The following is a 23,801-nucleotide window of genomic DNA, read 5'->3' on the forward strand; positions in this document are numbered from 1 at the left end:
GGAACGGCCCCACCTGGCCCTGAATTACTTAACCCCCAATCAAGTCCATTTGCAAGGAAAAAGCCCCGCCGGAAAATCCGAGCAGGGCCCTTGCCTTATTCCTGTCAACATATAGCCGGACGAGACAGTCATTTTCACGCAATCGCGTGATATTAAGCTCAGTGAGCCGTTGCGCATCCGGGCTTTCTCTCTACATTACGACTGGAAAATCCCTGCCCAACCCCACGCGGCTTCCCGAGCTACATTTCAAGCAATCATTTTTTCACCCTCTTTTCCAAACACCCATGAGGATACCCTTACATTTCCCCGTCATCACGCGCGGACGCCGGCCCTGGGCCACGGCCCTGCTGCTGGCCGGCCTGCTGCTGGGCAGCCGCGCCGGCCAGGCCCAAACGGCTTATTGCAACACCGGTTTGGGCGGCGTTTGTGGCAGCAACAACATTTCGGACGTGGGCCTGTCGGGCACCACGCTCAACGCCACCGGCCTCACCTGCACCGCTACGGGCGGCCAGGCCTACACCAGCTACCCCGCCACGGGGGCCACCACGGCTACCCTGTCGGGTGGGGTGCCCTACACGCTGAGCGTGACCCTGACGGGGCCCAGCATCGTGTCGGTCTGGATTGACTACAACCGCAATTTCATCTTCGAACCTGGTGAGTGGACACGGGTAGCCACGGTTTCGCCGGCGGGCGCACCGGCCACCGTGAGCCTGCTGGTACCCGCCACGGCGGTGCAGGGCACCACCGGCATGCGCGTGCGCAGCCGGGCCCAGGGTAACACCAACGGCGCTACTGACGCGTGCAGCAACTTCGGCAGCGGCGAAACCAAGGACTTCACGGTGACTATCGGGGCCCCGGCGGCCTGCCCGGCCGTGAGCGGCCTGACCGTGACCGGCATTACCGGCTCGGGAGCTACCGTGGGCTTTACGCCGGTAGCCAGCGCCGGCAGCTACACCGTGACCGTGACGCCGACCGGCGGCACCGCCACCACCCAAACGGTTACGGCTTCCCCCATCACCCTCACCGGCCTCACGCCCAGCACCGGCTACACGGTGCGCATCGTGGGCAGCTGCGGCGCGGGCCAGACCTCGGCCCCCAACAGCATCAGCTTCAGCACGGGCTGCCTGGCAGCCCCTTACACGGCGGTGAACAACACCACGGCCTACACCCAGGACTTCGAGGCGGCCTGGCTGAGCCAGTGCGGCACCAACGACGTGCCGGCCCTCAACTGGCGCAACACCCCCGTGACGGGCAACACCTCGTGGCGGCGCGACGACGACGGCGCTTCGGCCGCCTGGAGCAGCAACTTCGGCGCTTATACCCCGCCCGGCAGCCCGCTCAGCGGCGGCACCAGCCTGCACTCGGCCCGCTTCCACTCCTACGATGTGACGGCCCGCGGCGTGGGCACGCTGGATTTGTACGTGAACATGAGCGGCACCGGCGGCACGCCCACACTCAACTTCGATTACATCAATATTTCGGGCAGCGACTCGCTCAAAGTACTGGTGAGCACCAACGGCGGCACCAGCTTCAGTGCCACGCCCCTGGCCGGCTTCAACCAGGCCAGCGCCTGGACGCGCCAGACCGTGAGCCTGCCCGCTACCGGCCTCACGGCCACCACCATTATCCGCCTGCGGGCCACCGGCGACTTCGGTATTACAGACATTGGCGTGGATAACGTGCGGGTGAGCTACGTGAGCTGCCCGGCCGTGACGGGCCTCACCGTGACCGGCATTACGGCCACCACGGCCTCCGTCGGCTTCACACCCGTTTCGGGGGGTGCCAGCTACACCGTGACCGTGACGCCCACCGGCGGCACCGCCACCACCCAAACGGTTACGGCTTCGCCCCTGAACCTGACCGGCCTCACGGCCAGCACCGGCTACACGGTAAGCATCGTGGGCAGCTGCGGCGCGGGCCAGACCTCGGCAGCGGCCGTTACCACCTTCAACACCAGTTGCGTGGCAGCTCCTTACACGGCGGTGAACAACACCACGGCCTACACCCAGGACTTCGAGACGGCCTGGCTGAGCCAGTGCGGCACCAACGAGGTGCCGGCCCTCAACTGGCGCAACACCCCCGTGACGGGCAACACCTCGTGGCGGCGCGACGACGACGGCGCTTCGGCCGCCTGGAGCAGCAACTTCGGGGCCTACACGCCCGCCGGCAGCCCACTCAGCGGCGGCACCAGCCTGCACTCGGCCCGCTTTCACGCCTACGATGTGGCGGCCCGCGGCGTGGGCACGCTGGATTTGTACGTGAACATGAGCGGCACCAACGGCACCCCAACCGTAACCTTTGACTACATCAATACTTCGGGCAGCGACTCGCTCAAGGTGCTGGTGAGCACCAACGGCGGCACCAGCTTCAGCGCTACACCCCTGGCTCGTTTCAACCAGGCCGGTGCCTGGACGCGCCAGACCGTGAACCTGCCCGCTACCGGCCTCACGGCCACCACCATAGTTCGCCTGCAGGCCGTGGGCGACTTCGGCTTTTCCGACATTGGCATCGACAACGTGCGGGTGGCTTACGTGGCCTGCCCGGCCATCACGGGCCTCGCGGCTTCGGGCATCACCACCACCACGGCGTCCGTTGGCTTCACCACCGGGCCGGCCGGCACCACCTACGCCGTGACCATCACGCCCAACGGCGGCACCGGCACCACGCAAACGGTTTCGACTTCACCCCTGAACCTGACCGGCCTCACGCCGGGCACGCTCTACACGGTGAGCATCGTGAGCAACTGCGGCGGTGGCCTCACCTCGCAGCCGAGCACGCTCACGTTCCGCACGCTGGCCATTGCGCCGGTGAACGACGACTGCGCCGGGGCCCTGAACGTGCCCGTGCAGTTTGGCACCTGCGTTACCCAGACCAGCACCGACAACAGCGCCGCCACGGCTTCGGCCGGCGTGCCCGCCCCGGGCTGCGCCAGCTACCTGGATGGCGACGTGTGGTTTAAAGTAACCGTGCCCGCCAGTGGCACCGTGACCGTAGAAACCGTGGTGCCCACCGGGGGCAGCCCCATCACCGATACCGGCCTGGCCATCTATTCGGGTAGCTGCGGCACCCTGGCCCTGGTCGACTGCGACGATGACAGCAGCCCAAACGGCAATTTCTCCCTGCTGACGCTGAGCGGCCGCACGCCCGGCGAGATTCTCTACCTGCGGGTGTGGGAGTTTGGCGGTGGCACTACCGGCCCCGTAGCCGTGTGCGTTACCTCGCCTTCGAACTGCGCCGTGCCCACCGCCCCCAGCGCCACTAACCTCACCAACACCACGGCCCAGCTGACCTGGGCCGGGCCAACCGGCGGCCTGCCTGCGGGCAACACCTACTCGCTGGAATATGGCCTGCAAGGCTCGGCGCAGGGCTCCGGCACGGTGGTGAACAACATCATCACCACCAGCTACGCCCTCACCGGCCTGCAACCCGCCACGGCCTACTGCTTCTACGTGCGCCAGAACTGCGGAGCCGCCAACGGCAGCAGCGCCTACACGGCCGCCACCTGCTTCACCACGTCGCTCACGGCCCCGATTAACAACGAGCCCTGCGGCGCGCTGGGCCTGGGCACCGGCACTATTTCCGGCTCGAACGTGGGCGCGACCACCAGCGTGCAGAACGGCATCAACCTGCCCGCCTGCTCGTCGGCCCAGCTGCCCAGGGACGTGTGGTTCTTCTTCACGCCCACCGGCACGAGCACCACGCTCAACATCACCGGCACCACGGCCGGCATGGTGCGCGTGTACAGCAGCCCCAACTGCGCGAATGGTCCATTCAACCTGGTTACCTGCGCCTCGTCGGGGGCCAACAACACGGCCATCACCGCCCCGATTAGCGTCACCGGCCTCACGGCCGGGCAGCGCTACTACGTGGCCGTGAGCGGCTACGGCAGCTCCGATGTCACGGGCGCGTTCACCCTGGCCGGCTCCGGCCTGGTTACCGCCACCCGGGCCCAGGCCGAGACCAGCGCCCTGCTCGTGTACCCCAACCCGAGCAACATCGGCCAGCTCACCCTGCGCCTGGCCGGCCTGCGCGGCCCGGGCCAGGCTACGCTGCTCAACGCCCTCGGTCAGCTCGTGCGCACGGCCCCGCTGGCCGGCACCGCCGAGCAGGTCCTCAGCACCCGCGGCCTGGCCGCCGGCCTCTACACCCTGCGCGTGAGCATGGACGGCCAGGTGCTAACCCGCAAAGTCGTGCTTGAATAGGGAATCTCAGCACGCAGCAAACGAAAAGAGCCGGCAGTTGCCGGCTCTTTTTTTGTTGGGGTAATAAATTGTCAAGTAGAAGCGACTGGATAAAAACCAACCGTCATGCTGAGCGCAGTCGAAGCATCTCTACCGCTTGGTATGAGCCGTTCAACGAAGCGGTAGAGATGCTTCGACTACGCTCAGCATGACGTTCTTAATGCATCAGAGCGCGCTTTACTCCACTACCAGCGAGCGGGTGGCCGTGCCGGTGGCTCCTTCGGCCTGCACCAGGTAGCTGCCGGGGCGCAGGGCGCTCAGGTCCAGCGTGGCATCGAGGCCGGCGGGGTACTGGGTGAGCACCGGGCGGCCCAGCAGGTCGCGCACGGTGAGGCGGGCGGCGGGGGCGGGCAGGCGCACGGTGGCCTGACGGCGGGCCGGGTTCGGAAACAGGTCGAAGGCGAAGCTGGCGGCGGCCCGGGTGGCGGTGGGCACGAATGCCCGGTTTTCGAGCACCAGAATCCGGTCGTCGGTGGCGGCGGGGTTGCCCCGGCCGTCGCGGTTGCTGGTTCCGATGTAGACCTTGCCCTGGGGCGACACGCAGATGGCGCGCAGCCGGCCGAACGTGGTCAGGAAATCGGTGCGGGTCGGGATGGTGAGGCCGGCCGCGTCCAGCGTGAGCTGGGTGAGCTTATTGTCTTTGAGCACGGCCAGGAGCAGGCTGCCGCGCCAGCCCGGAATGGCGGGGTGGTCGTAGTAGGTGAGGCCGGCCGGGGCGATGGTGGGCGTCCAGGTAGTGAGCGGTTCGCGCACGTTGTTGGCGGCACAAAAGGTGGCTTCGGCCGGTAGGTTGCAGTAGCCCTCCACGTTGGGCCAGCCGTAGTTGCGGCCAATTTCAATCTTGTTGATTTCGTCGTCGGTGCTGGGGCCGTGCTCCGAGCTGTAGACGCGGCCGTTGGGCAGCTGCACGAGGCCCTGCGGGTTGCGGTGGCCCAGGGTATACACCAGGCTGCCGGGCGTGGGGTTATCGGCCGGAATGGTCCCATCGAGGTTCATTCTCAAAATCTTCCCGTTGAGCGAGGCCCGGTTCTGCGATTCGGAAGCCAGCAGCGCGTCGCCGGTGGTCATGAGGATGGTGCGGTCGGGCAGCACCAGCAGGCGCGAGCCGCTGTGGTTGGTGGTAGCCACGATATTACCGAGCAGCACCAGCGGGTTGGTGAGCGTGGTGGCCCCGGTGGTGTAGGTGTAGCGCACCAGCTTTTCCTTCAGCACGCTCTGGTCGGTGTAGTTGTAAACCACGAATACCCAGTAGGTAGCCACCGGCGGCACGGACAGGGGAAAGGGCTCCATCACGGCCAGCCCCAGCAGGCCGCTCTCGTTGCTCTCCGTCACGTCGGGCAGCGTGAGCAGCAGCGACACCTGGCCCGTGGCGGGGTTCACGCGGCTGATGCGCCCGGGCCGCTCGGTCATCCAGATGAAGTTATCCGGCCCCCAGGCCAACTCCCAGATGGTGGTCAGGTTGCCGGCCAGGGCCGAGGCCGTGACCGTAGTAGCGCCCACCGGGAACGTGGCCAGGGCCGGAGCCTGGGCCACGGCGGCCAGCGGCAGCCCGCCCAGCAGGAAGGCAGCCAGCGCAATGCGTAAAGTTTTCATACTGAGACCAAGTGGTGTGAATGAGCAACCTAAAATACGCCGTTTTAGTTAACTGATGCTACGCACTTAATCAGAGCTGGCGCGCGTCTGCGACGCGCTGCCGATTGGCTTCGAGCCTGCGGCTCGGGCATGAAGGCCACTTTACAGCAGTTCCCAGGTCGCCATACGTTTTTTAAAGGAATTAAAAATGAAGAATTAAAAATTAAAAATCTGACTATCAATTTTTTAATTCTTCATTTTTAATTCTATCCATCAAAGCGGAAACCGCCCTAGCGCCCTCTCGCGAGTTATTCGACCCCGAGCCGCAGGCTCGGGACCAGGCGGCAGCGCGTCGCAGACGCGCGCCAGCCTGGAGGTGTAAGGGCTAACCATGTAACACCCGGACCAAACTTTTAGCCGAAGCCAATTTTTGATGCCCTCCAGGTACCCATCAGGGACCGCCGCTCGACGGGCTGCTTTAGAGTTGGCCGTGGTGGCGCTCCTATTCGGAGATGGGGCGGTGGTAATGGCCGGGGCGGGAATATCCGAAAGGATTACACTAGAGCAGTTTCCGAGTCAGTGTACATTTTTTAAAACAGTTAAAAGTTGAGAGTTAAAAGTTAAAACCCACTACGCCTGATTTTTAACTTTTAACTCTCAACTTTTAACTCTGTACATGAACTTGGAAACTGCTGTAAGCAGTCACGCATAAGTAAACGCACAGTGAAAAGGCGGTCATGCTGAGCTTGTCGAAGCATCTCTACCGCTTCGCATGAGCCGTTCAACGAAGCGGGAGAGATGCTTCGACAAGCTCAGCATGACGTTCAAGCGAATACGATTACTTCTGCACAAGTGCTTAATCGGTACAGGAGGGCTATAATCCGCCCGGATATTCCCGCCCTGGCCGTAGTTCGTCAGCGGGTTTCCCCGTTACCGCCCGGCCCTTATTTGACGATAATTAGCCGTTGAACCAAGGATTTTCCGGAGCTTTCGTATCGACATAGGTAGAGGCCCGTAGGCAGGTCTTCCGCGTTGAGCGAGAGTGCGTAGTCATGGTCGGCATCCGCCACTCCATTGAAGAGTACCGCTACGATACGTCCCTGGCCATCGTAGAGGCGAACCTGTGCCGGGGCGGTATCCACTTGGCGGAAACGAATGGTCGTGCGGGTGCCAAAAGGATTGGGGTACGCCTCGAGGAGCGGGGCCTGCGACAAGTCAGCGGGGCGGGCATCAGGGCTGGCAGTTCGGTTTGATGGCGCTACGCAGGCACCCAGGGCGTCGCCGGGGTGGCCGTTGAGGTGGGCGGGCACGGCACTGGGCGCGATGCAGATTTCGTGACCGTTGTGGCACACGACAACCTTATCGTTTTTGTTACCGCAGCGCACGTCCAGCACGTTCACGATGACGGTGCTGGCCGCCGCCGTGCAGCCGTTTGCATCGGTAGCGGTGAGGGTGTAAGTCGTGGTGAAAGTGGGGCTTGCGGTAACGGTGCTGCCCGTTGTGCTGCTTAGGCCCGTAGCCGGAGCCCAGATGTAGGTATACCCACCGACACCACCGGTAGCAGTCCCATGCAGCGTCAGGCTCTGGGCACCGTAGCCGCGATAGATGGTACGCGGTAAGGTGCCGGTGAATATGGTGAGCGGAATGGCGCTTGCCGTGGCCACTATGGCCGGGGCCTGCGTGAGCACAATGAAGCGAACCGTTTGGGTGCCATTGGCATCGGTGATGGTAATGGTGTACGTACCGGCGGCCAGCCCTTTCACCGTAGCGGTAGTCTGGCCGGTGCTCCACAGATAGCGGTACGGCTCACAACCGCCACTTACGCTGACCGTCGCGGTACCGGTGCGGCCCCCGAAGCAGCTCACGTTGTAACCGGTGGAAGCGCTACCGGTGTTGCCATTACCGCTCCCCTGCCCGAAGGTGGGGCTGCTTACACTGGCAAGCATCGGCCGGGCAAGAACCGTTACCTGAAACGAGCGGCTGGTGCGGTTGCCCGCCAGGTCGGTGGCCGTGAGAATAACCGTTGTGGTACCCACCGGGAAGGTCGAACCGCTCTGGTGCGAGGAGGCAAGGGTGGCGCTGCAGTTGTCGGCAATCAATGGAGCTGTCCAGTGCACCACGGCGGAGCAACCGGTAATTGCCGCCAGGGTGGAAATGTTAGCTGGCAGCGCGGCGATAGTCGGGGCAATGGTGTCGGCAACTGTAACGATTACAGTGCTGCTGGCTGCATTTCCGTGAATATCCATGACCGTTACGCTCACGTTATTAGGGCCCAGATTCGCACAGTCAAACGAGGTAGTGCCGACTGAAACGGATGCCACACCACAGGCATCCAGAGAGCCATTGTTCACCTGCGCCGCGGCCAGGCTGGCCTGGCCAGCGGCATTGAGATAGACCGTAACGGGGCGGGTACGCACCGTGGGCACCACACTATCTACTACCGTGGCCGTGGCGGTAGTCGTGCCCACGTTGCCGTCGGTATCGGTCACGGTTAGGGTGACGGTATTGGGCCCAACATTCGAACAAGTGAAGGCACTGGGCGAAACCGTGACGGTGGCCAGGCCACAGGCGTCGGCGGAGCCATTGTCTACCTGAGCGGCCGTGATGCTGGCATTGCCGGTGGCATCGAGCTGCACGGTCACGTTCTGAGCCACGGCGATGGGTGCCCTCGTGTCGGCCACCCGCACGGTCTGCGTAGCGATGGCCACGTTGCCGGCGGCATCGGTCGCCGTCCAGGTCACCACGGTCAGGCCTTTCGGGAAAACGGCCGGGGCGTTATGAGTAACCAGGGTGCCGGCGCAATTGTCGCCGGCGACAGGGCTACCCAAAGCCACCCCCGACGCCGAGCACTGGCCTGGGTCGGTAGTGGCGGTTACGGCGGCCGGGGCGGTAATCGTAGGCAGTTGGGTATCCACCACGGTTACGATAGCGGGCATCGAGGAGCTGTGGCCGGCGGCATCGGTGGCCGTCAGCGTCACGGTGTTCGGGCCCCGGTTGGTACAGTCGAAGGCCGTGCGGTCGAGGGCCAGACTGAAGGTACAGTTGTCGGTGCTGCCATTGTCAACGTCGGCGGGCGCCAGGGTGGCGGTTCCGGCGGCACTCAGCGGCAGCGTAATGTTACGGGTCAGAACCGTCGGGGCCACATTATCCTGATGGCCCAGGGCGTAAGTGGCCGTAGCCGAGCAGCCATTGGCGTCGGTGGCGGTGACCGTGTAGCTGCCCACGGGCAAAGCGGCCAGGTTTTGGGTGGTGGCCCCGTTGCTCCAGCGGTAGGTGAGCGGAGCCGTCCCGTTGCTGACCATCAGGTTCAGCGCGCCGTTGCTGCCCCCGGGACAGGCCACGGGGGTGGAAGCAGCCGTCAGTTGCAGGTTGCAGCAGCTGGTCACTACCACGTTTAGGGTCACGGTGGTTATGCCGGTGGGGCTGCCGTTATCCGTAGCCGTCAATACCAGCTGATGCGAGCCCGTGTTGCACAAACTCCCCGTTATTACGATGTGCGCACTGGCCGTGGTGCCGTTAGTTGTGGTCACGGTGGTATTGCACAAGCCGCCCGTATTCACGGCCACCGTCACGGTCTGGTTCACTTCCGGCGCCAGAAACTGGGGGTCCAGCGTCACGGTCTGGCCGCAGGCCACGTTCACTGTATTGTTGAAGGGCATGTTGCTGGCCGAGGGCGGGATGTTGCCCGAATTGCCCACATTGACCCCAAAGCACTGACCATCGAGGTAGTGCACCCCGTCGTACGCCCCGCCGGGGCCGTCGTAGTTTGAGTTGTTGAGGTTGAAACGACCCACCTGAACATAGTCTGCGCCGTTGCCGTTGTTGACGCCTACCGTAGACGGCACACCCAAAAATCCATTGGTCCCGCCCGACGCCGAGCCGGTGGTCCACTGCATATCGTCGTAGCGCAGGCTCACGTTCTGGCCCGGCCCGAGGAGGGTGTCCGCATCAGAACCGATAATGGCCTGGAATGAATTCCGCTTATCGGCCATGCTGTTGTAGTAGCCCACGTTGTCCCAGGTCACAATCAGGTTGGTGGCGCTGAGCTTGTAGTGAATCGCGCCGCTGGCCGGGTTGCGCGTATCCACATCGGCCCAAAAGGGGGCTACCATGGGCACCTGCGCCGGGAAGCCCGACGACGAAAATCGGCTGTAAGCCCCCATAAACGTCAGGTTGCCGTTGGTATTAATCCACGCCTGCCTGTAAACCGTGCCGTACAGGTGAAAGTCGAAGGGCAGCGCGATGGGACCGAAGGAGCCGTCGTCGTTGCGGGGCAGGGCGGTGTACGAAGCATCCAAGGGAATGAAGCACCCGGCACTGATTCGCTGTGCCTGCACCTGTGCTTTGGGCTTGCCGGCAGCTACCGGCCTCCCACCAGCGGCCGCGGGGCGGAGGCCGGTAGTCGCGGCCGCGATTTTGGCGGCGTCATACCCGATGGTACCAGAAGGGTCCGTGACCGTTTGCCCTGCGCCGGCCAGCGCACCAAGAAGGAGCGGTACCAGCAGGGCCGCAACGTGTAGTATATTTTTTTTCATAGTACCAGAGCGAGTAATAGTGGGGATTGTAAGTCTTGGTGTTGTCGGCACCACCCGTCCGTGCAGGCAAGCTTGCCAGGGCCTTGCCGCAACGCCCAAATGAGGTGAGGCCCACAACTCCTGGACCGCGCATACCATCGCCCTTGCTGATGGGCAAATGGCGGTGGCAGCCGGATGGGTCGGCCTGGCAAGCAGCATGTTGACGGTTGGGAAAGCTGATGCTGACGAACAGTATTATTCGCGCACCAAGCGGACCGTTTGACGCAGGGCCCCCTGCTCAACATGCAGAAAATACAGACCTGATGACAGGCAGGTTGCCGGCTCCAGCGGTAGCGGGTTACTACCCATTACCAGCACGAGCTGGCGCTCGGCTACCACGCGCCCAAGGGCGTTGGTGAGGCGAAGGGTTGCCGGACCAGCCTGCTCGGTGTCGATGTGCAGGTTGCACGGCAACCGGGAGGGCGAAGGGTACACAGATACCCGCAGTCCAGCTATTGGGGCGGTGGTCACCGTGCGCACCGACGAGTAGTGGCTCGAACTATCCGAATCAACTTGCTTGAGACGGTAATAGACGACGCTGGCCGAGTACCGCTCCAGGTTGGCGTCCGTCCAGGCATACGCTTGGGGAGTAGTAGTGGTAGCGTGGCCGCTCACTCGCCCCACGGTGCGGTACTGCCGCCCGTCGACGCTGCTTTGCACTGCGAAATAAGCGTTTTTGAGTTCCGAGGCGGTGGCCCAGCGCACCAGAGCAGTTCCGTTCCGGTGCTCGGCAGTGAAGCTTATCAGCTGCACGGGCAGGGGCATCGGGGCGGCAGAGATGGTAGCCACGTTGTTATCCAGCGTGATGACTCCCAGCCGGGAGAGGCCCCGGCCCTGCAGCGCGGCATTGGCCAGTAGGGTGATGTCGCCATTGCTGAGAATGGTGCCTTTGAAGGCCGCATTGGCGCCAATGGTAACCGGCCCACTCACTTTCCAATACACATTTTCCCAGGCCGCAGCATTGATAAGCCGCACGTTGGAAAGGGCGGCCGCGGAAAGCGGGCCATTGATTTTGATGATAAACAGCGCGTTCGCGTCGCCCTCCCCATTCAGGTTCAGGACGCCCGTCAGGCTGGCACCGGTGCCCACGCGGTAGGTACCAGCGGTGAGCATCTGGCCACTGCCCAGGGTAGTGCCGAGCAAGCTCCCCTGCGTGAAATCGGCCAGAGAATTGTAAGCCGCGTCCACGTCTTTGGCTACGTCCGCGGAAACAGAGTCAACGACGTGCTTGGTGCCGGTAAAAGTTCCGGGAGGAAAACCCGTCAGTACCCCGGCATTCGTGCCAATATTCCCCGTAACCGCGGTTGCTCCGGTATTATTAAAATCTCCAATGGACGTGAACAAGGCAAACGGAGTGGCCAGTCCCAGGTTAGGAGCCTGGGCGCAGCTTTGGTGAATGCTGCTCAGCAGGCCCCCTGAAGTCAAGGCCAGGAGTATTAGTATTTTCATATTGCGAGTAGATTTACAATATTTCGTTTTGACAGCCAATGCCATCAAGAAACCGGTGCGCTCGTTGGGATGCTTTCGGCTTAAGTTGTTAGTCGTTAGTTGTTGGTACAACTGCAATCGTCTGCCTGACAACTAACAACTCGTTTACTTTTGAACGACTACTTAGAGCCTATCCGAATAGGCAAGAAAAGAACGGTCATGCCGAGCGCAGCCGAGGCATCTCGCGTGCAGCAGTAATCAGCCGCCACCTCAACAAAGCGGGCGAGATGCCTCGGCTGCGCTCGGCATGACGGCCTATTCGGAGAGCCTCTTAGGGCTGAGGAACGGAGGCCCGCCCGACGCAGACCTGCGCCGCCGGCGTACCCGACTGCAGTTGCGTAGCGCCAAACGTGGCGGCCGAGCTGAAATCCCCACCCACGAATACCTCGCCGCCCGGGGCCAGGGCCAGAGCCTGCGTTTCGTCGGTAGCAGCTCCGCCACCAGCCGTAAGCCCCAGCCAGGAACCCTGGCGGTTCAGGCAGCCCACAAACACGTCCTGATGGCCGCGGCTGGTGAGCTGAAAGGCTCCGCCGTGAATGGTGCTGCTAAAGGTGCCGGCCACATAGAGCTTGCCCATTTTATCGAGGGCAATGCCAACGATGTTCTCCAGGTAATCGCTGGCCAGCACGGTCACCCACTGCCACTGGCCCGCATCGTTGAGCCGGGCCACAAAGCCGTCATCGCTGGAGTTGCTGGTCAGGCGGGTCGCGCCAAACTGCGCATTTCCCCAGAACGACCCCGTAACGAATACCCCGCCGGCGGGGTCCACGGTGATGCCTTTGCCATAGGCGGTGTTGGTGCCGGTGGCCGCCGTGGCCCATTGCCACTGCCCCCCGCTGCTGAGCTTGCCCACGAAGGCATCGTCCATGCCCCGCCCGGTAAGAACGGAAGCCCCGAATCGGGCGCTATTGCTGAAGTAGCCGGTCGCGTAGATGTCGCCGGCCGCGCTGGTGGCTAAGGCGCTGGTTTCGTCGTTTTCCGGGCTCCCGACCCCGATAGCCCACTGCCAGGCACCGGTTGGGGTGAGCCGGGCTACGAAAGCATCTTGCCCGCCGTGGCTCACCAGTTGGCTGGTACCGAAAGCAGCCGTTTCGGCAAACTGTCCACCCACCACGATATCTCCGTTGGCACTGGTGGCCAGGGCACAGGCCCGGTCCAGGCCGCTGCCGCCCGCCGCCGTGGCCCATTGCCAGGTGCCCTGCGGGCTAATCCGGGCCACAAACACATCCATGCTGCCCTGGCTGGTGAGCGTCACCGCCCCCAGCTGCACCTGGTCGCTGAAGCTGCCGCTGATAATGATGCTGCCGGTGGCATCGATGACCACGCCGGCGGCATTGTCGCTGCCGGCACCGCCCACTGCTACGGCCCAGTCCCAGGTACCGACCGCTGAGAGCTTGGCCACGAAAATATCGCTCCGCCCCTGACTAACCAGCGTGGTGTTGCCAAACTGGATGTCCTGCGTAAAAAATCCTACCTGGTAAGAATTGCCCTCCGCGTCCACCGCCAGGCTTTTGAGCTGGCCAATGCCACTGCCCGTCGACTGAGCCGCCCATTGCCACTTCGGGCTTTGGGCTTGGCTGGGCCGCGCCACCAGCAGGCAGGAAAGCAGTACGGCCAGCCCGGCTGCTTTCAGGAGGCTGAAACCCCATGCCTTAACTGGTTTGGCGCCTATTGCGTCGCGCTCCCGGTTGGTAATAAGGGGAGTGGGGGAAGTAAAATATAGGTTCATGAATAGAGAGGAATGTATAGGACAAATTTATTTATCCCCCTTCCCCTTATCCCGTTAAAGTTCTACCCGAAATGCGGTAGTCCCCTATACCCTATCCTGGCGCTATGCTCCACTCCTGTCAACGGGCACGATGAGCTCATGCGCGGCCGCCGGCACCGTTCTGGTTCTTTCCAGGACTGCCGCCCGGATGGCGTCTTCGTCGAGCGGCTTGTGGATAATGCCCTGCACCAACGCGTAGCCCCCGGCCTTCTCCGTATCCACGAGGGCCAGCGAGGAGGTGAGCAGGTAAATCCGGCAGCAGCCCTGCAAGGCCGCGGCGTGGGGAGCCAACGCTTCCAGAAACTCCCAGCCGTCCATCACCGGCATATTCAAGTCGAGGAAGATAAACTCGGGTGGCTCAGTCGCCAGCCGGGGCAGTAAGTGCGCCAGGGCTGATTCGGCACAGGCAAAAGGGAAAATCGGGGCCATGAAGCCTTCCAGGCGCAGCGTCTGCTCGGTGAGGAACAGGCTGACCGTGTCGTCGTCGATGAGGTAGGTGAGCATACGGCCGGAATTAACGCTTGTCCAGGTAGATGGTGAAGCGGGTGCCAAAATTCACCTCACTGGCGACCTCAATCTTACCGCCCATGGCCTCCACGTGGGTCTTGACCAGGAACAGGCCGATGCCCCGGCCGCGCTGGTTGGTGTGGAAGCGCTTGTAGAGCTGAAAGACATCGGAGCCGGCCTTGAACATGTCGAACCCGGAGCCGTTGTCGGTGAAGGTGATGGTGGCCCCGCCGTGCTCCCCGGTGTAGCACTCGATGTCGACCTGCAAGGTGCGCTCCTCGGAACGGTACTTGATGGAATTGGACAGCAGGTTGTAGAAAATACTGTAGAGGTAGGCCCGGTTGCCCCGCGTCACGAGCTGGTCTTCGATGTTGAGCACCACGTTGCCGTCGCACTCGCGCAACGGCTCTTCCAGGTCCCGCACGGCCTGCTGGCACACGTCCCTCATCACCAGGGGCTCCAGCGCCTGCATGTCCTTTTTGTCCCGGATGGAAAGCACCAGGTTCAAATCCTTCAGCACATCATCGGCCTGCACCATGCTCTGGCGCAGGTTGGTGAGGGCCGTGGCAAATACGTCGCTGTTTTTGTCCAGTTTCGTGAGCACCGTGGCCAGCCCCAGGGCGTTGGCCAGGGGTGCCCGCAGGTTGTGCGAAATCACGTAGGTGAACTGCTGCAGGTCGCGGTTGTGGCGGTACAGGTCCTGGGTCATGGCGGCCTGGCTGGCTTCGGCTTCCTTGCGGTAGGTGATGTTTTGCTGAATGGCCACGTACTGGGTCAGCTGCCCGGCTTCGTCGTGAACGGGCGTAACGTCAATGGCAAACCACAGCTTCTGGCCCGACTTTTTGTAGTTGAGGATGGTGGCCGAAAACGGCAGTTGCCGCTGCATACGCTCCCGAATGAAGCTCATGGTGGTGGGGTCGGTTTCGGGCCCCTGCAGCACCACGCCGGGCGTGCGCCCCACCAACTCTTCCCGGCTATAGCCGGTGTGCTTTATGAAAGCTTCATTGACCCACTCGGTACGTCCCCGGGCATCGGTGATAAGCACGCCGTTGTCGGTGCCGCGAGCCACGAGGGCCAGTAGCTTGAGCTGCTTTTCGTTCGCCACCCGTTTGGTGATATCCGTAATGAATACCGATAAGCCATTGGCAAAGGGGTACGCTTTCACGTCCAGCCACAACTTTTCGCGCTCAAAATAAGCCTCAAACCGCACCGTTTCGCCGGTGTCGATGGCCCGCTGGTAGTGCTGCTGATAGATGCCGCCTGCTTTTTCAGGATACAGCTTCCATAGATTGACGCCGAGGGCACCCTCGCGGCTTATGCCCATCAGCCGCTCGGCCTCGTTGTTGAGGTAAGTCAGCTTCCAGTCGTTGTCGAGGGAAAAGCAGGCATCGTTGATGCTATCCAGAATCAAGCTGAGCTGCGCTTCCTGATGCTTGATAAGGTGCCGGGCGGCGGCCATTTCGGTGACGTCGCGCAGGGTGCAATAAATTCCGACTACCGCACCCTCGACCACCAGCGGGGTGTAGGTCACCTTCAGGGTTTGCGCCGGGCGTCCGGCAAATTGCACGGAGGCTTCAAACTGCGTTTTCTGACCGCTGGCGGCCTTCTCACGCTTCTTAATGAAGCGTGCGCGCACCTCCTCCGGCAGGAACCCGGCCAGCACCAGGTTGAGGACTTCGTGCCGCTCCTTGTTCAGAAACGCCAGCAGGGCCGGGTTAGCATCCAGAATGTGGCCGTCGGGGCCTATGAAAGCCGCCAGCGCGGAGTCGCTCTCGAAGAGTGCCCGAAAGCGCTGCTCGCTCTCGGTGTGCGCCAGGCTGATGAGCTTGCGCGCCGTGATGTCGCGCGAGCTCACCACGTAGCTTTTGCGACCATCCTGCAGGTAGGAGTTGACGGATGTTTCCAGCCACCGCCACTCGCCGCCGGCCGTGCGGAAGCGAAAATCGGGAATTGTAACCACGTCCTGAGTGGCCAGCAGCGCGAAGCAGGCCTCGGCCCTCGCCCGGTCGTCGGGGTGGATAAAGTCGAATGCGAGACGGCCCACCAGCTCTTCGGGCCAGTAGCCGAGGGTGCGCTGGGTAGCCCCGCCGATGTACGTGTAGACCCCCTGCTCGTCTACCATCCCCACCATATCGAAACCGTTCTCGATGATGGTCCGGTGCCGCAGTTCCTGCTCGCGGGCTTGCTCGGCGGCGCGGCGCTGCTGGGTCACGTCGCGCCCCACGCAAATCAGGAGCTCATCGGTGGCGGCCCGCAGCGCCGACCAGGCAATGTGGACCTCCTGGCCATCTTTGCCCAGGCAGCGGCTTTCGAACCCCACGGGCTCGGCCCGCCCAAAAGCGTCCAGGAATTTTTCCAGGGCGGTAGTGCTCTCGTCGGGATGGATAATTTCGGATATGTGCCTGCCTATCATTTCGTTCGTATCATAGCCCAGGGCCCGACGCCAGGCATCGCTCACCTGCCGAAACTGGCCGTCGGGGCTTAGCGCACAAATCAGGTCCGGGGAAAAGCCCATCATGGTTTTCAAGATGCTGAAGTCTTCGGGGGTGCTCATTGGAGTTTGCTAAGGGGTTCATCGTGCTGTAGCCACCATCCCAAACGGGAAAGGGCCATTCTGGCAAGGGTACGGCGCGGACACCTCTTCCTCGCACTAAGCGCAACACAAATGAAAGCCTAGTTAACCCGAAGGCGTTCAACTATTCAGTTGTTAAGCAATAAATTTTCGTGGGTTGGGCAAACGCCTGCGCTGCCGGGCCGCGGAAAAGGGAGGCCATTGGCCACCCCGTACCGAATCCCGAGCCGCGCGCAGGGCCCGGCCCGGCCCAGCCCGGCCCGCGAAAAACAAGTTAAAGACAGGAGCGCACGCCGCGCGCTGGCGGTGGCTCCGAGGCCCGCCTCGTGGGCTTGCACCCGGTTGACAACCGGGTACGGGACGAAAAACGGATGGCCCGCGCGATGGCGCGGGAATCCTGTAACGGCGAGGCTGGATATAATTCAGGGCGCATCGGCGGGGCGAATTTATTAAAACAGATTAGCAGGCCGCGGGCAAGGCCAGTGCGTAGCGAGTGCCAACCGCACTTATTACCAACCCCTATAACTTGCGGTGGCCGGTAGCAGGGCCATTACAAAATTCCGTGTCTCCGCACTCAGTTGCCCGCGCAAAGCCTACCCAAGATGCGGGTGCTGCCCCACCATTCAATGCCAATCGCCAACTTTTTATCACTATAAGGCCTATCCGAATAGGCTACAGAAGAATGTCATGCCGAGCATTCTGCGCATTAAGCAGAGACCGAGGCATCTCGCTCGCATCGTTGCCCCGATTGAGTCACTGCCGCACGCGAGATGCCTCGGTCTCTGCTTAATGCGCAGAATGCTCGGCATGACGGCCTATTCGGATAGGCTCGAAGTAGTCAGTCATAATTAATAAGTAGTCAGACATATTTTCAGATTTCTGATTATCAGAATTTTGCTATCTCACTACTGACTAGCTTGATTCTGATTACCTACTTATTCAAAACAATAGTTAAACTGTTTTAGGCCAGCCCCTGTTAGCCGCCTGCGGATACGGAGCCCGTTGAAAATCAACCCACCAGGCGTTAGCCGTTCAACGCTTGCCATCCACTCGGCGGTCACTCGCACATTGGGCGGTTTAAGTAGTCGTTCAAAAGTAAACGGGTTGTCAGTTGCTCGTTGTTAGTTGTCAGTCAGGCGATTGCCATCCTGCCAACAACTAACAACTAATGACTAACAACTTAGAAGAGGGGCTCTTTTTTAGAAAAAGAGCACGCACTTCGAATTTTACCTTCATTCCCATGCCTGAGTCGCCCTGTTGTGGCGCGATTTAAAGCAGGTGGGTGATTGCGGTTAGCTGGTCCTAATTTCCATTTTTTTCTAGTGCATGCAACACGTTACGCTGGCGATAGTGGAAGACGACGCGGTAATGATGAAGGTGCTGCGGGCGTATTTCGCCCAGCAGGCCGACATCCGGCTCGTATGCGTGGCCGCTTGTGTGGAAGAGCTGCTGGCCGAGCTTGAGGTGGCCCTGCTGCCCCGCGTGCTGCTGCTCGACATTGGCCTGCCCGGGCTGAGCGGCACCCAGGCCCTGCCTCTGCTCAAAGCCCGCTACCCCGCCCTGGAGGTCATCATGTTCACCGCCTACGAGGACATCGAGCACATCTACCAGGCCCTCTGCTGCGGGGCCACCGGCTACCTCACCAAGGGAACCCCCCTCGAACAGCTCGGGGCCGGCGTGCGCGAGGTCGCCCGCGGCGGCGCCCCGATGAGCCGCCAGGTCAGCCGCAAGGTCCTCGGCCACTTCCGACCAACCCCCACCACCCACGCCGCCCTGCTCACCCCTCGCGAGCAGCAGGTCCTGCAGGGCATCGTCGACGGGCTCAGCGACAAGGAAATATCCTCCCGACTCGACCTCTCCACCCTCACCGTCCGCACCCACGTCAAGCACGTCTACCGCAAAATGCAGGTCAACAGCCGAACCCAGCTCCTCAGCCAACACCTCCGAGGGCTCGTTTAGACTCGCAAGGGCGGGCAATGTGTTACAGGGCCCCTAGAGCAGTTTCCGAGTCAGTGTACATTTTTGAAAACAGTTAAAAGTTGAGAGTTAAAAGTTAAAACCCACTATGTCTGAGTTTTAACTTTTAACTCTCAACTTTTAACTCTGTACATAGACTTGGAAACCGCTGTAAGCTCCTCCTGGCATCGGCCTTGAGATGCTGCCCCGACCGGCTAAACTACCGGGCTCAACTCATCCCTTACAGCAGTTTCCAAGTTCATGTACAGAGTTAAAAGTTGAGAGTTAAAAGTTAAAACCCACTACGTCTTATTTTTAACTTTTAACTCTCAACTTTTAACTGTTTTCAAAAATGTACACTGACTCGTAAACTGCTCTAATTCAAAGCGAAAGGCTCCGGCAAGGCTAAGCCAGCCAGTGGCCGGAATAGCTAAAAAAAGGGCTGGCCAGTGGCCAGCCCCTTTCAAGTGGAACGAGGCCATGCGCCCGGCTCTTAGCGTACCACAAGGCGCTGGCTCAAAGCACCACAGTGTAAGATATAAAGACCGGCGGGCAGGTCTTGCAGTGAAAGGAGGGTATCGGCGCCAGCGTCGGCAACCGGCTGCGTGCGTACCAGGCGGCCCATTGCATCGAACACCTGCAGCGGGGCCGTGGGCAGCGGCCCGAGAATGCGGACGGATACGGTCTCGTGGGCAGGGTTGGGGTAGGCCTGCAGCTGCGGGGCCAGGTCGGCCCGGCGCAGCTGCACCGCGCGCACGGGCGAGAAGGTAGCCTGACCGTTGGTGTCTACCTGGCGCAGACGGTAGTAGAGGATGGCAGCGCCGGCGGGCAGCCGGGCATCGCGGAAGCCGTAGCTGTGCGAGGTGCTGCTGGTGCCGGCCCCGCCCACGCTGCCCAGGGTCGTGAAGGTCTTGCCGTCGGCGCTGCGCTCCACCTCGAAGTGGTCGTTGCGCAGCTCCGAGGCCGTGGCCCAGGCCAGTTGCACGGCCGCCGTGCCTTCGGCTTTGGCCGTGAAGGCGCTCAGCTCAACGGGCAGCGGCGGTGAGCCGGGCAGCAGGGCCCCGAACACGGTGGACTGGGCCGGGCCCTTGTAGTTTTCCGCGTTATTGATGAAGGTCGTCTCATTCAGGTTGGTGCTGTTGTAGTCGAACACGTAGGCGTAGTAAGTCGTCGACGGGGCCAGGGCGGTGATGGTGGCCGTGGGCGCTCCGCCCGAAAACACCACGTAGTATTGTTTGCCCTGGCTGTCCTGCAGCATGCTTTGGCCCGCTCCCTGGTAGGCCCCGTTGCCGGCGTTGTAGTCCGTGCCATCCACGGGCAGCACGTCGGGGAGCACCAGCGTGCTGCTGGTGCTGACCAGCACCATGTGAAACTCGCCGTAGCCCGAAAGCCCATTGTCGGGGTTGAAGGTGATGGCTGCCGATGAGGCCCCCGTGGTGCGGGCTGCCGTGAAGGGCGTGTCGCGGGTGGGCTCCATGTCGATGGCCGTGCCGCGCAGCTTGTTGGCATCCGTGCCCGACAGCCCGCTCACAATGGTGGTGGTGGCATTGGCCGGGGCGGCCGTCACGTCCGGCGTCAGGTATTGCAGCACGGCCTGGGCCGCCCCCACGCGGCTGGGGGCATACGTCACGTAAATATCCTGGTCGATGATGTTGGTAGTCGGGTCCGGGGTGAGCTGAATGAAGCTGGTGCCGGGGCTGGTCGGGTCGGTATAGGTAATGCCGTCGGTCGAAATCTGGAACTGGGCGTAGCCGTTGGGGTTGCCCAGGGCCCCCGCCGACTCACCCGAAACCATAATTTTGGCCGGGCTGCGAAGTAGCTCCGCATGAATGCGGATAAGCTGGGGCGCGGTGCGCACAACGGCTCCGATGACCAGCGGGCCTTCCGGACTGTACAGGGTGCGCGACTCAATACTGCCGATGCTGTTGGCTCGCACAATGGTGGCTATCGACGTGGCGGGGGCACTGTCGAAGGTGATGCCCGTGCCGCTTTCCGTACCCGCCACCAGGGGAACGTAGCGGATGTACACCGTCGTGTTATTCACCGTGCCACCCGGGGCCGCGATGGCGAGGGAATTACCCGTAATGGTGCCGGCGGCACCGTTGCCCAGGCCCGGAAACGCGGCATCGAGCGAGACCTGAAAGTTGTTCGGGGCCTTCACGGCAATGTCCCGGACCAGAAAGCTGCCGCTAACCACCAGCGTCTGGCTGGCCGAGGCTTTTTCCGGCACCGTGCTAAAGGGCAGCAAGGGCTGGCCACCACTGGGGAAGCCCGGCGTGATGGGGTTGCTGGGCGGCGTGCTCACCGTGAACGTCGACGACGTGTTGGTGCCCGTGAAAGGGTTGTTGGCCGTTACCTGCACCACGTTGTTGGGCGCGGCCACGGCCGCGCCGCTGGTGGCCGTGATGGTGCCCGTGAAATTGCTCTGGCTCGGAATTGGGCCCACGATGCGGGCTTCGAGGGTGGTGGCGGGCACCTGGCCGCCCACCGGGGTCAGGGTGAGCGAGGTCGTGAACTGGCTGTTCGACACCGCCGGGTTGCGAACCTGCACATTGCCCGAAGTAGTGCCGCCCGTGAGGGCCGTTGCCACCGTGAGGGCCGTGCTGCCCAGGTTGCCCCCGCCCACCACAAACGTCAGCACCTGGCCCGACCCGCTTTGGGAAACCGCGCCAAAGGCCAGCGTGGCCGGGTCAACAAACACGTACGGCCCGGCCGGGGCCGTGCCGGCCACGGCCACCGTTGCGGAAGCCGTGCTGCCCCCACTTGGGGTCGAAACCACCACGTCGGCGGCGTAAGCGCCCGTGCCATCGGGCCGGGTGCCGGAAGCCACCGGCGCAAACCGGACATCAACCGCCCTGGCGCTGAGCGTGCCCGCCGTGGCAACGAGGGTGAGGCTGCTGGTGGAGAAGGCATTGGTGCCCGTGCGCAGCTCGAAGCCCTCGGGCGCGGCCACCGTCACGTCGCCCGTCAGGTTATCGCCGCTCACCAGAAACGACTGGAGCGCCGAGGTGCGGCCAACCGGTACGGTGCCAAAGTTTTGCAGCGGCAGGGTGTTGCCCGGGGCCACCTGCACCGTCACGGACTGCGCCCGCAGTACCGCTGGCAAAAGCAGGCACAGCAGCAGGAAGCCGAGCAGGCGCCGCAAGAAAGTAGTATACGGGTTTGAGTACTTGTTTTTCATGAGAAACAGGTAAAATAGAATGTGAGATTATTGAATCATGAGGCTACCTGATAAGCCTGTTCCTGGGGCAGCAGACTGACGGGGGGGCGCTTGCAGGTCCACCCCCGACCAGTCGCGGGCGGGCACTGCCGGGGCCCTGCGCCGGGCAAGGCTCTGCTTCGGCAGTGGCAGGCTGAGGTTAGCCAAAGCCCGGGCGACCAGCTGCGGCATGGCCCATTTGCTGGCAGAAGTGTGCTTCAGGTAGGCCAGCACGGGCTTTTCGACGAAGCAATACCCGGGCAGCGAACTGATGACAGCCAGCACAGCGCCCGTGTAGCAGGGCCCATATGTGGTTGAGGTACACCGAGTAGCTCACCTTGCTGAACCAGGTCACGGCCTGAGGAACCCGAATGGTGCGGATGAGCAAAAACTCCAGAGTCAGGAAGGCCAGCGCCACCGTCAGCAAGCTGGGCAGGCAGGTATAGCTTTGCTTGCTGAGCCAGTAAATACCCAGATACAACCCTGCCAACGCCGTGCAGTACAGCCACCCGGGCAGTGAGTACGGCAGCCGCAGGCCGCGCTCAAACCTGGCGTGGGTGGGCACCACCCCAATCGCCGCGATAGCGCGGAGCATGTGCAGCTGCGCGACTTTGTCTTTCTGAATCGGATTCATTGCGTAACGTGGTAGTCGGAAGAAGTTTTCAGCTCAGGTTAGCCATTTGCTCCGGGAGCAGAGCGCGGCCAGGGCCCGTTTCCAGGGCAGAAACGGGCTATCCGAATAGGCCGTCATGCCGAGCGCAGCCGAGGCATCTCGCCCGCTTTGTTGAGGTGGCGGCTGATTATTGCTGCACGCGGGATGCCTTGGCTGCGCTCGGCATGACCGTTCTTTTCCTGCCTATTCGGATAGCCTCTAAGTGGGGGGAAAGGGACTACGCGGGCATCGGCGGGCTAACCACCTGCACAACCCGGGGCAGCAGCTGCCGATGGCGCTGCTCATCGAGCAAGCGCGCCTGCGCGGCTTCCTGGCAAGTGCGAAGGGCCAGCATGTGCTCGGCAAACGCCTGGGCCTCCTGGGGCGTCTGAAAGCGCCGGGGAGCCATCCGGTAGCCGCGGCCGGTAAAATTGCGCTCTTGCAGCGAGTGCCACACTTTCCAGGGCAGGAACCATACCCGGTGGCACTCTTCTACTTCGTAGGGCAACGCACTGGTAAGCGGTTGCGTCTGAGTAATGCGGAACTGATTCATAGCATTAATTAAGGGGGTAGCCCTATGGCTAAAAGTGAAAAGAGAAAACGGGTAGTGGTTTCGTAAACGCTGGAGCCGGGTAGCCGTCGCCAGACGACAGTGAGGTGTTGCGTCGTGGTGAAATGCGTCCGGCCCGGCATTAACCTTTGTGTAAATAATTATATTCCCAACCATACCGGGCCGCGCTCATTGCCGAGGATGCTGTCCGCGATTTGCGGCCGGCCACCAGGCTATTTGCCGGCACGGAGAATAGGCCGGGCGCCGCTTCGAAAAAACAAAAGCGCGGGCCGGACCACCCTGAATCACCCAAAAAAGCTGTTTTTCGTCCTTTTTAGACTAGCAATGTCTTTTCAGACACTGGGCTGAGAGCTGCTGGTATTAGCAGTAGTAGACTCATGGGGCAGGATATAGTATGTTGCGGAAGAATAGTAATAAAGATATTGACCCCGTATCCCATTATATAAATAAAGTTCTACCTAAAATGCGGTAGTGCGCCCGGCCAATAAGGGGTAATTCGATTACGGGCACAGCCGCTCATCGTACCTGACGCACGTTTGAGCTGACGGCTCTCACAAACGGTGGCCTTTCGGCAGCACTGGGTGTTGGTGCGGCACGCATAGCCGGGGCGCAACCCAGCTGCCCGGCTCTTGCCAGCCCCCCGGAAATTGCGGTCCGCGCTATGGCCGGCCCCTCATCGGCCGGCCGGTTCCTGACCAGAA

General features: G+C 62.1%; 11 protein-coding genes. 2 read left to right on the top strand and 9 right to left on the bottom strand.

Going from position 1 to position 23,801, the window contains the following annotated elements:
• The first annotated feature begins 284 nt into the window (after positions 1-284).
• The gene (locus ABD819_RS19550) at positions 285-4,202 is read left to right on the top strand and encodes a fibronectin type III domain-containing protein (RefSeq protein ID WP_345127120.1); all 3,918 of its coding nucleotides are present in this window, start codon (positions 285-287) and stop codon (positions 4,200-4,202) included.
• Positions 4,203-4,418: 216 nt separating this feature from the next.
• Here ABD819_RS19550 and ABD819_RS19555 read toward each other — a convergent pair whose 3' ends face one another.
• The 6 genes from ABD819_RS19555 to ABD819_RS19580 form a co-directional block, all read right to left on the bottom strand.
• A complete protein-coding gene (locus tag ABD819_RS19555) occupies positions 4,419-5,834 on the bottom strand; it encodes a PQQ-dependent sugar dehydrogenase (protein WP_345127121.1) in 1,416 nt (471 codons plus the stop codon).
• Positions 5,835-6,757: 923 nt separating this feature from the next.
• Positions 6,758-10,348 (bottom strand): nidogen-like domain-containing protein, encoded by a 3,591-nt coding sequence (locus ABD819_RS19560; protein WP_345127122.1) that lies wholly within the window; start codon positions 10,346-10,348, stop codon positions 6,758-6,760.
• A gap of 234 nt (positions 10,349-10,582) precedes the next feature.
• Complete coding sequence (locus tag ABD819_RS19565) at positions 10,583-11,836, bottom strand: ice-binding family protein (protein WP_345127123.1); 1,254 nt, start codon at positions 11,834-11,836, stop codon at positions 10,583-10,585.
• Positions 11,837-12,146: 310 nt separating this feature from the next.
• The gene (locus ABD819_RS19570; RefSeq protein WP_345127124.1) at positions 12,147-13,604 is read right to left on the bottom strand and encodes an SBBP repeat-containing protein; all 1,458 of its coding nucleotides are present in this window, start codon (positions 13,602-13,604) and stop codon (positions 12,147-12,149) included.
• Positions 13,605-13,706: 102 nt separating this feature from the next.
• Complete coding sequence (locus ABD819_RS19575) at positions 13,707-14,147, bottom strand: response regulator (RefSeq protein ID WP_345127126.1); 441 nt, start codon at positions 14,145-14,147, stop codon at positions 13,707-13,709.
• Between the two features lie 10 nt (positions 14,148-14,157).
• Positions 14,158-16,704, bottom strand: coding sequence for a PAS domain S-box protein (locus ABD819_RS19580; RefSeq protein ID WP_345127127.1), 2,547 nt, complete (start codon positions 16,702-16,704; stop codon positions 14,158-14,160).
• Positions 16,705-18,048: 1,344 nt separating this feature from the next.
• On the opposite strand from ABD819_RS19580, the gene ABD819_RS19585 reads away from it, so the two are divergent.
• Positions 18,049-18,681 (top strand): LuxR C-terminal-related transcriptional regulator, encoded by a 633-nt coding sequence (locus ABD819_RS19585; RefSeq protein ID WP_345127128.1) that lies wholly within the window; start codon positions 18,049-18,051, stop codon positions 18,679-18,681.
• Between the two features lie 490 nt (positions 18,682-19,171).
• On the opposite strand, the gene ABD819_RS19590 is transcribed toward ABD819_RS19585, so the two are convergent.
• From ABD819_RS19590 to ABD819_RS19600, 3 genes are all read right to left on the bottom strand, one after another.
• Entirely contained in the window at positions 19,172-21,859 is a 2,688-nt protein-coding gene (locus ABD819_RS19590; RefSeq protein WP_345127130.1) for a T9SS type A sorting domain-containing protein, read from the bottom strand.
• A 178-nt stretch (positions 21,860-22,037) separates the two neighbouring features.
• Positions 22,038-22,511, bottom strand: a complete 474-nt coding sequence (locus tag ABD819_RS19595; protein WP_345127132.1) for a hypothetical protein — start codon at positions 22,509-22,511, stop codon at positions 22,038-22,040.
• 256 nt (positions 22,512-22,767) lie between these two features.
• Positions 22,768-23,082 carry a hypothetical protein gene (locus tag ABD819_RS19600; RefSeq protein WP_345127134.1) on the bottom strand — a complete coding sequence of 105 codons (315 nt, stop codon included), beginning with the start codon at positions 23,080-23,082 and terminating at the stop codon, positions 22,768-22,770.
• Between the last annotated feature and the right edge of the window lie 719 nt (positions 23,083-23,801).

It is taken from the genome of Hymenobacter antarcticus (assembly GCF_039539545.1).
In the GTDB taxonomy this organism is placed as follows: domain Bacteria; phylum Bacteroidota; class Bacteroidia; order Cytophagales; family Hymenobacteraceae; genus Hymenobacter; species Hymenobacter antarcticus.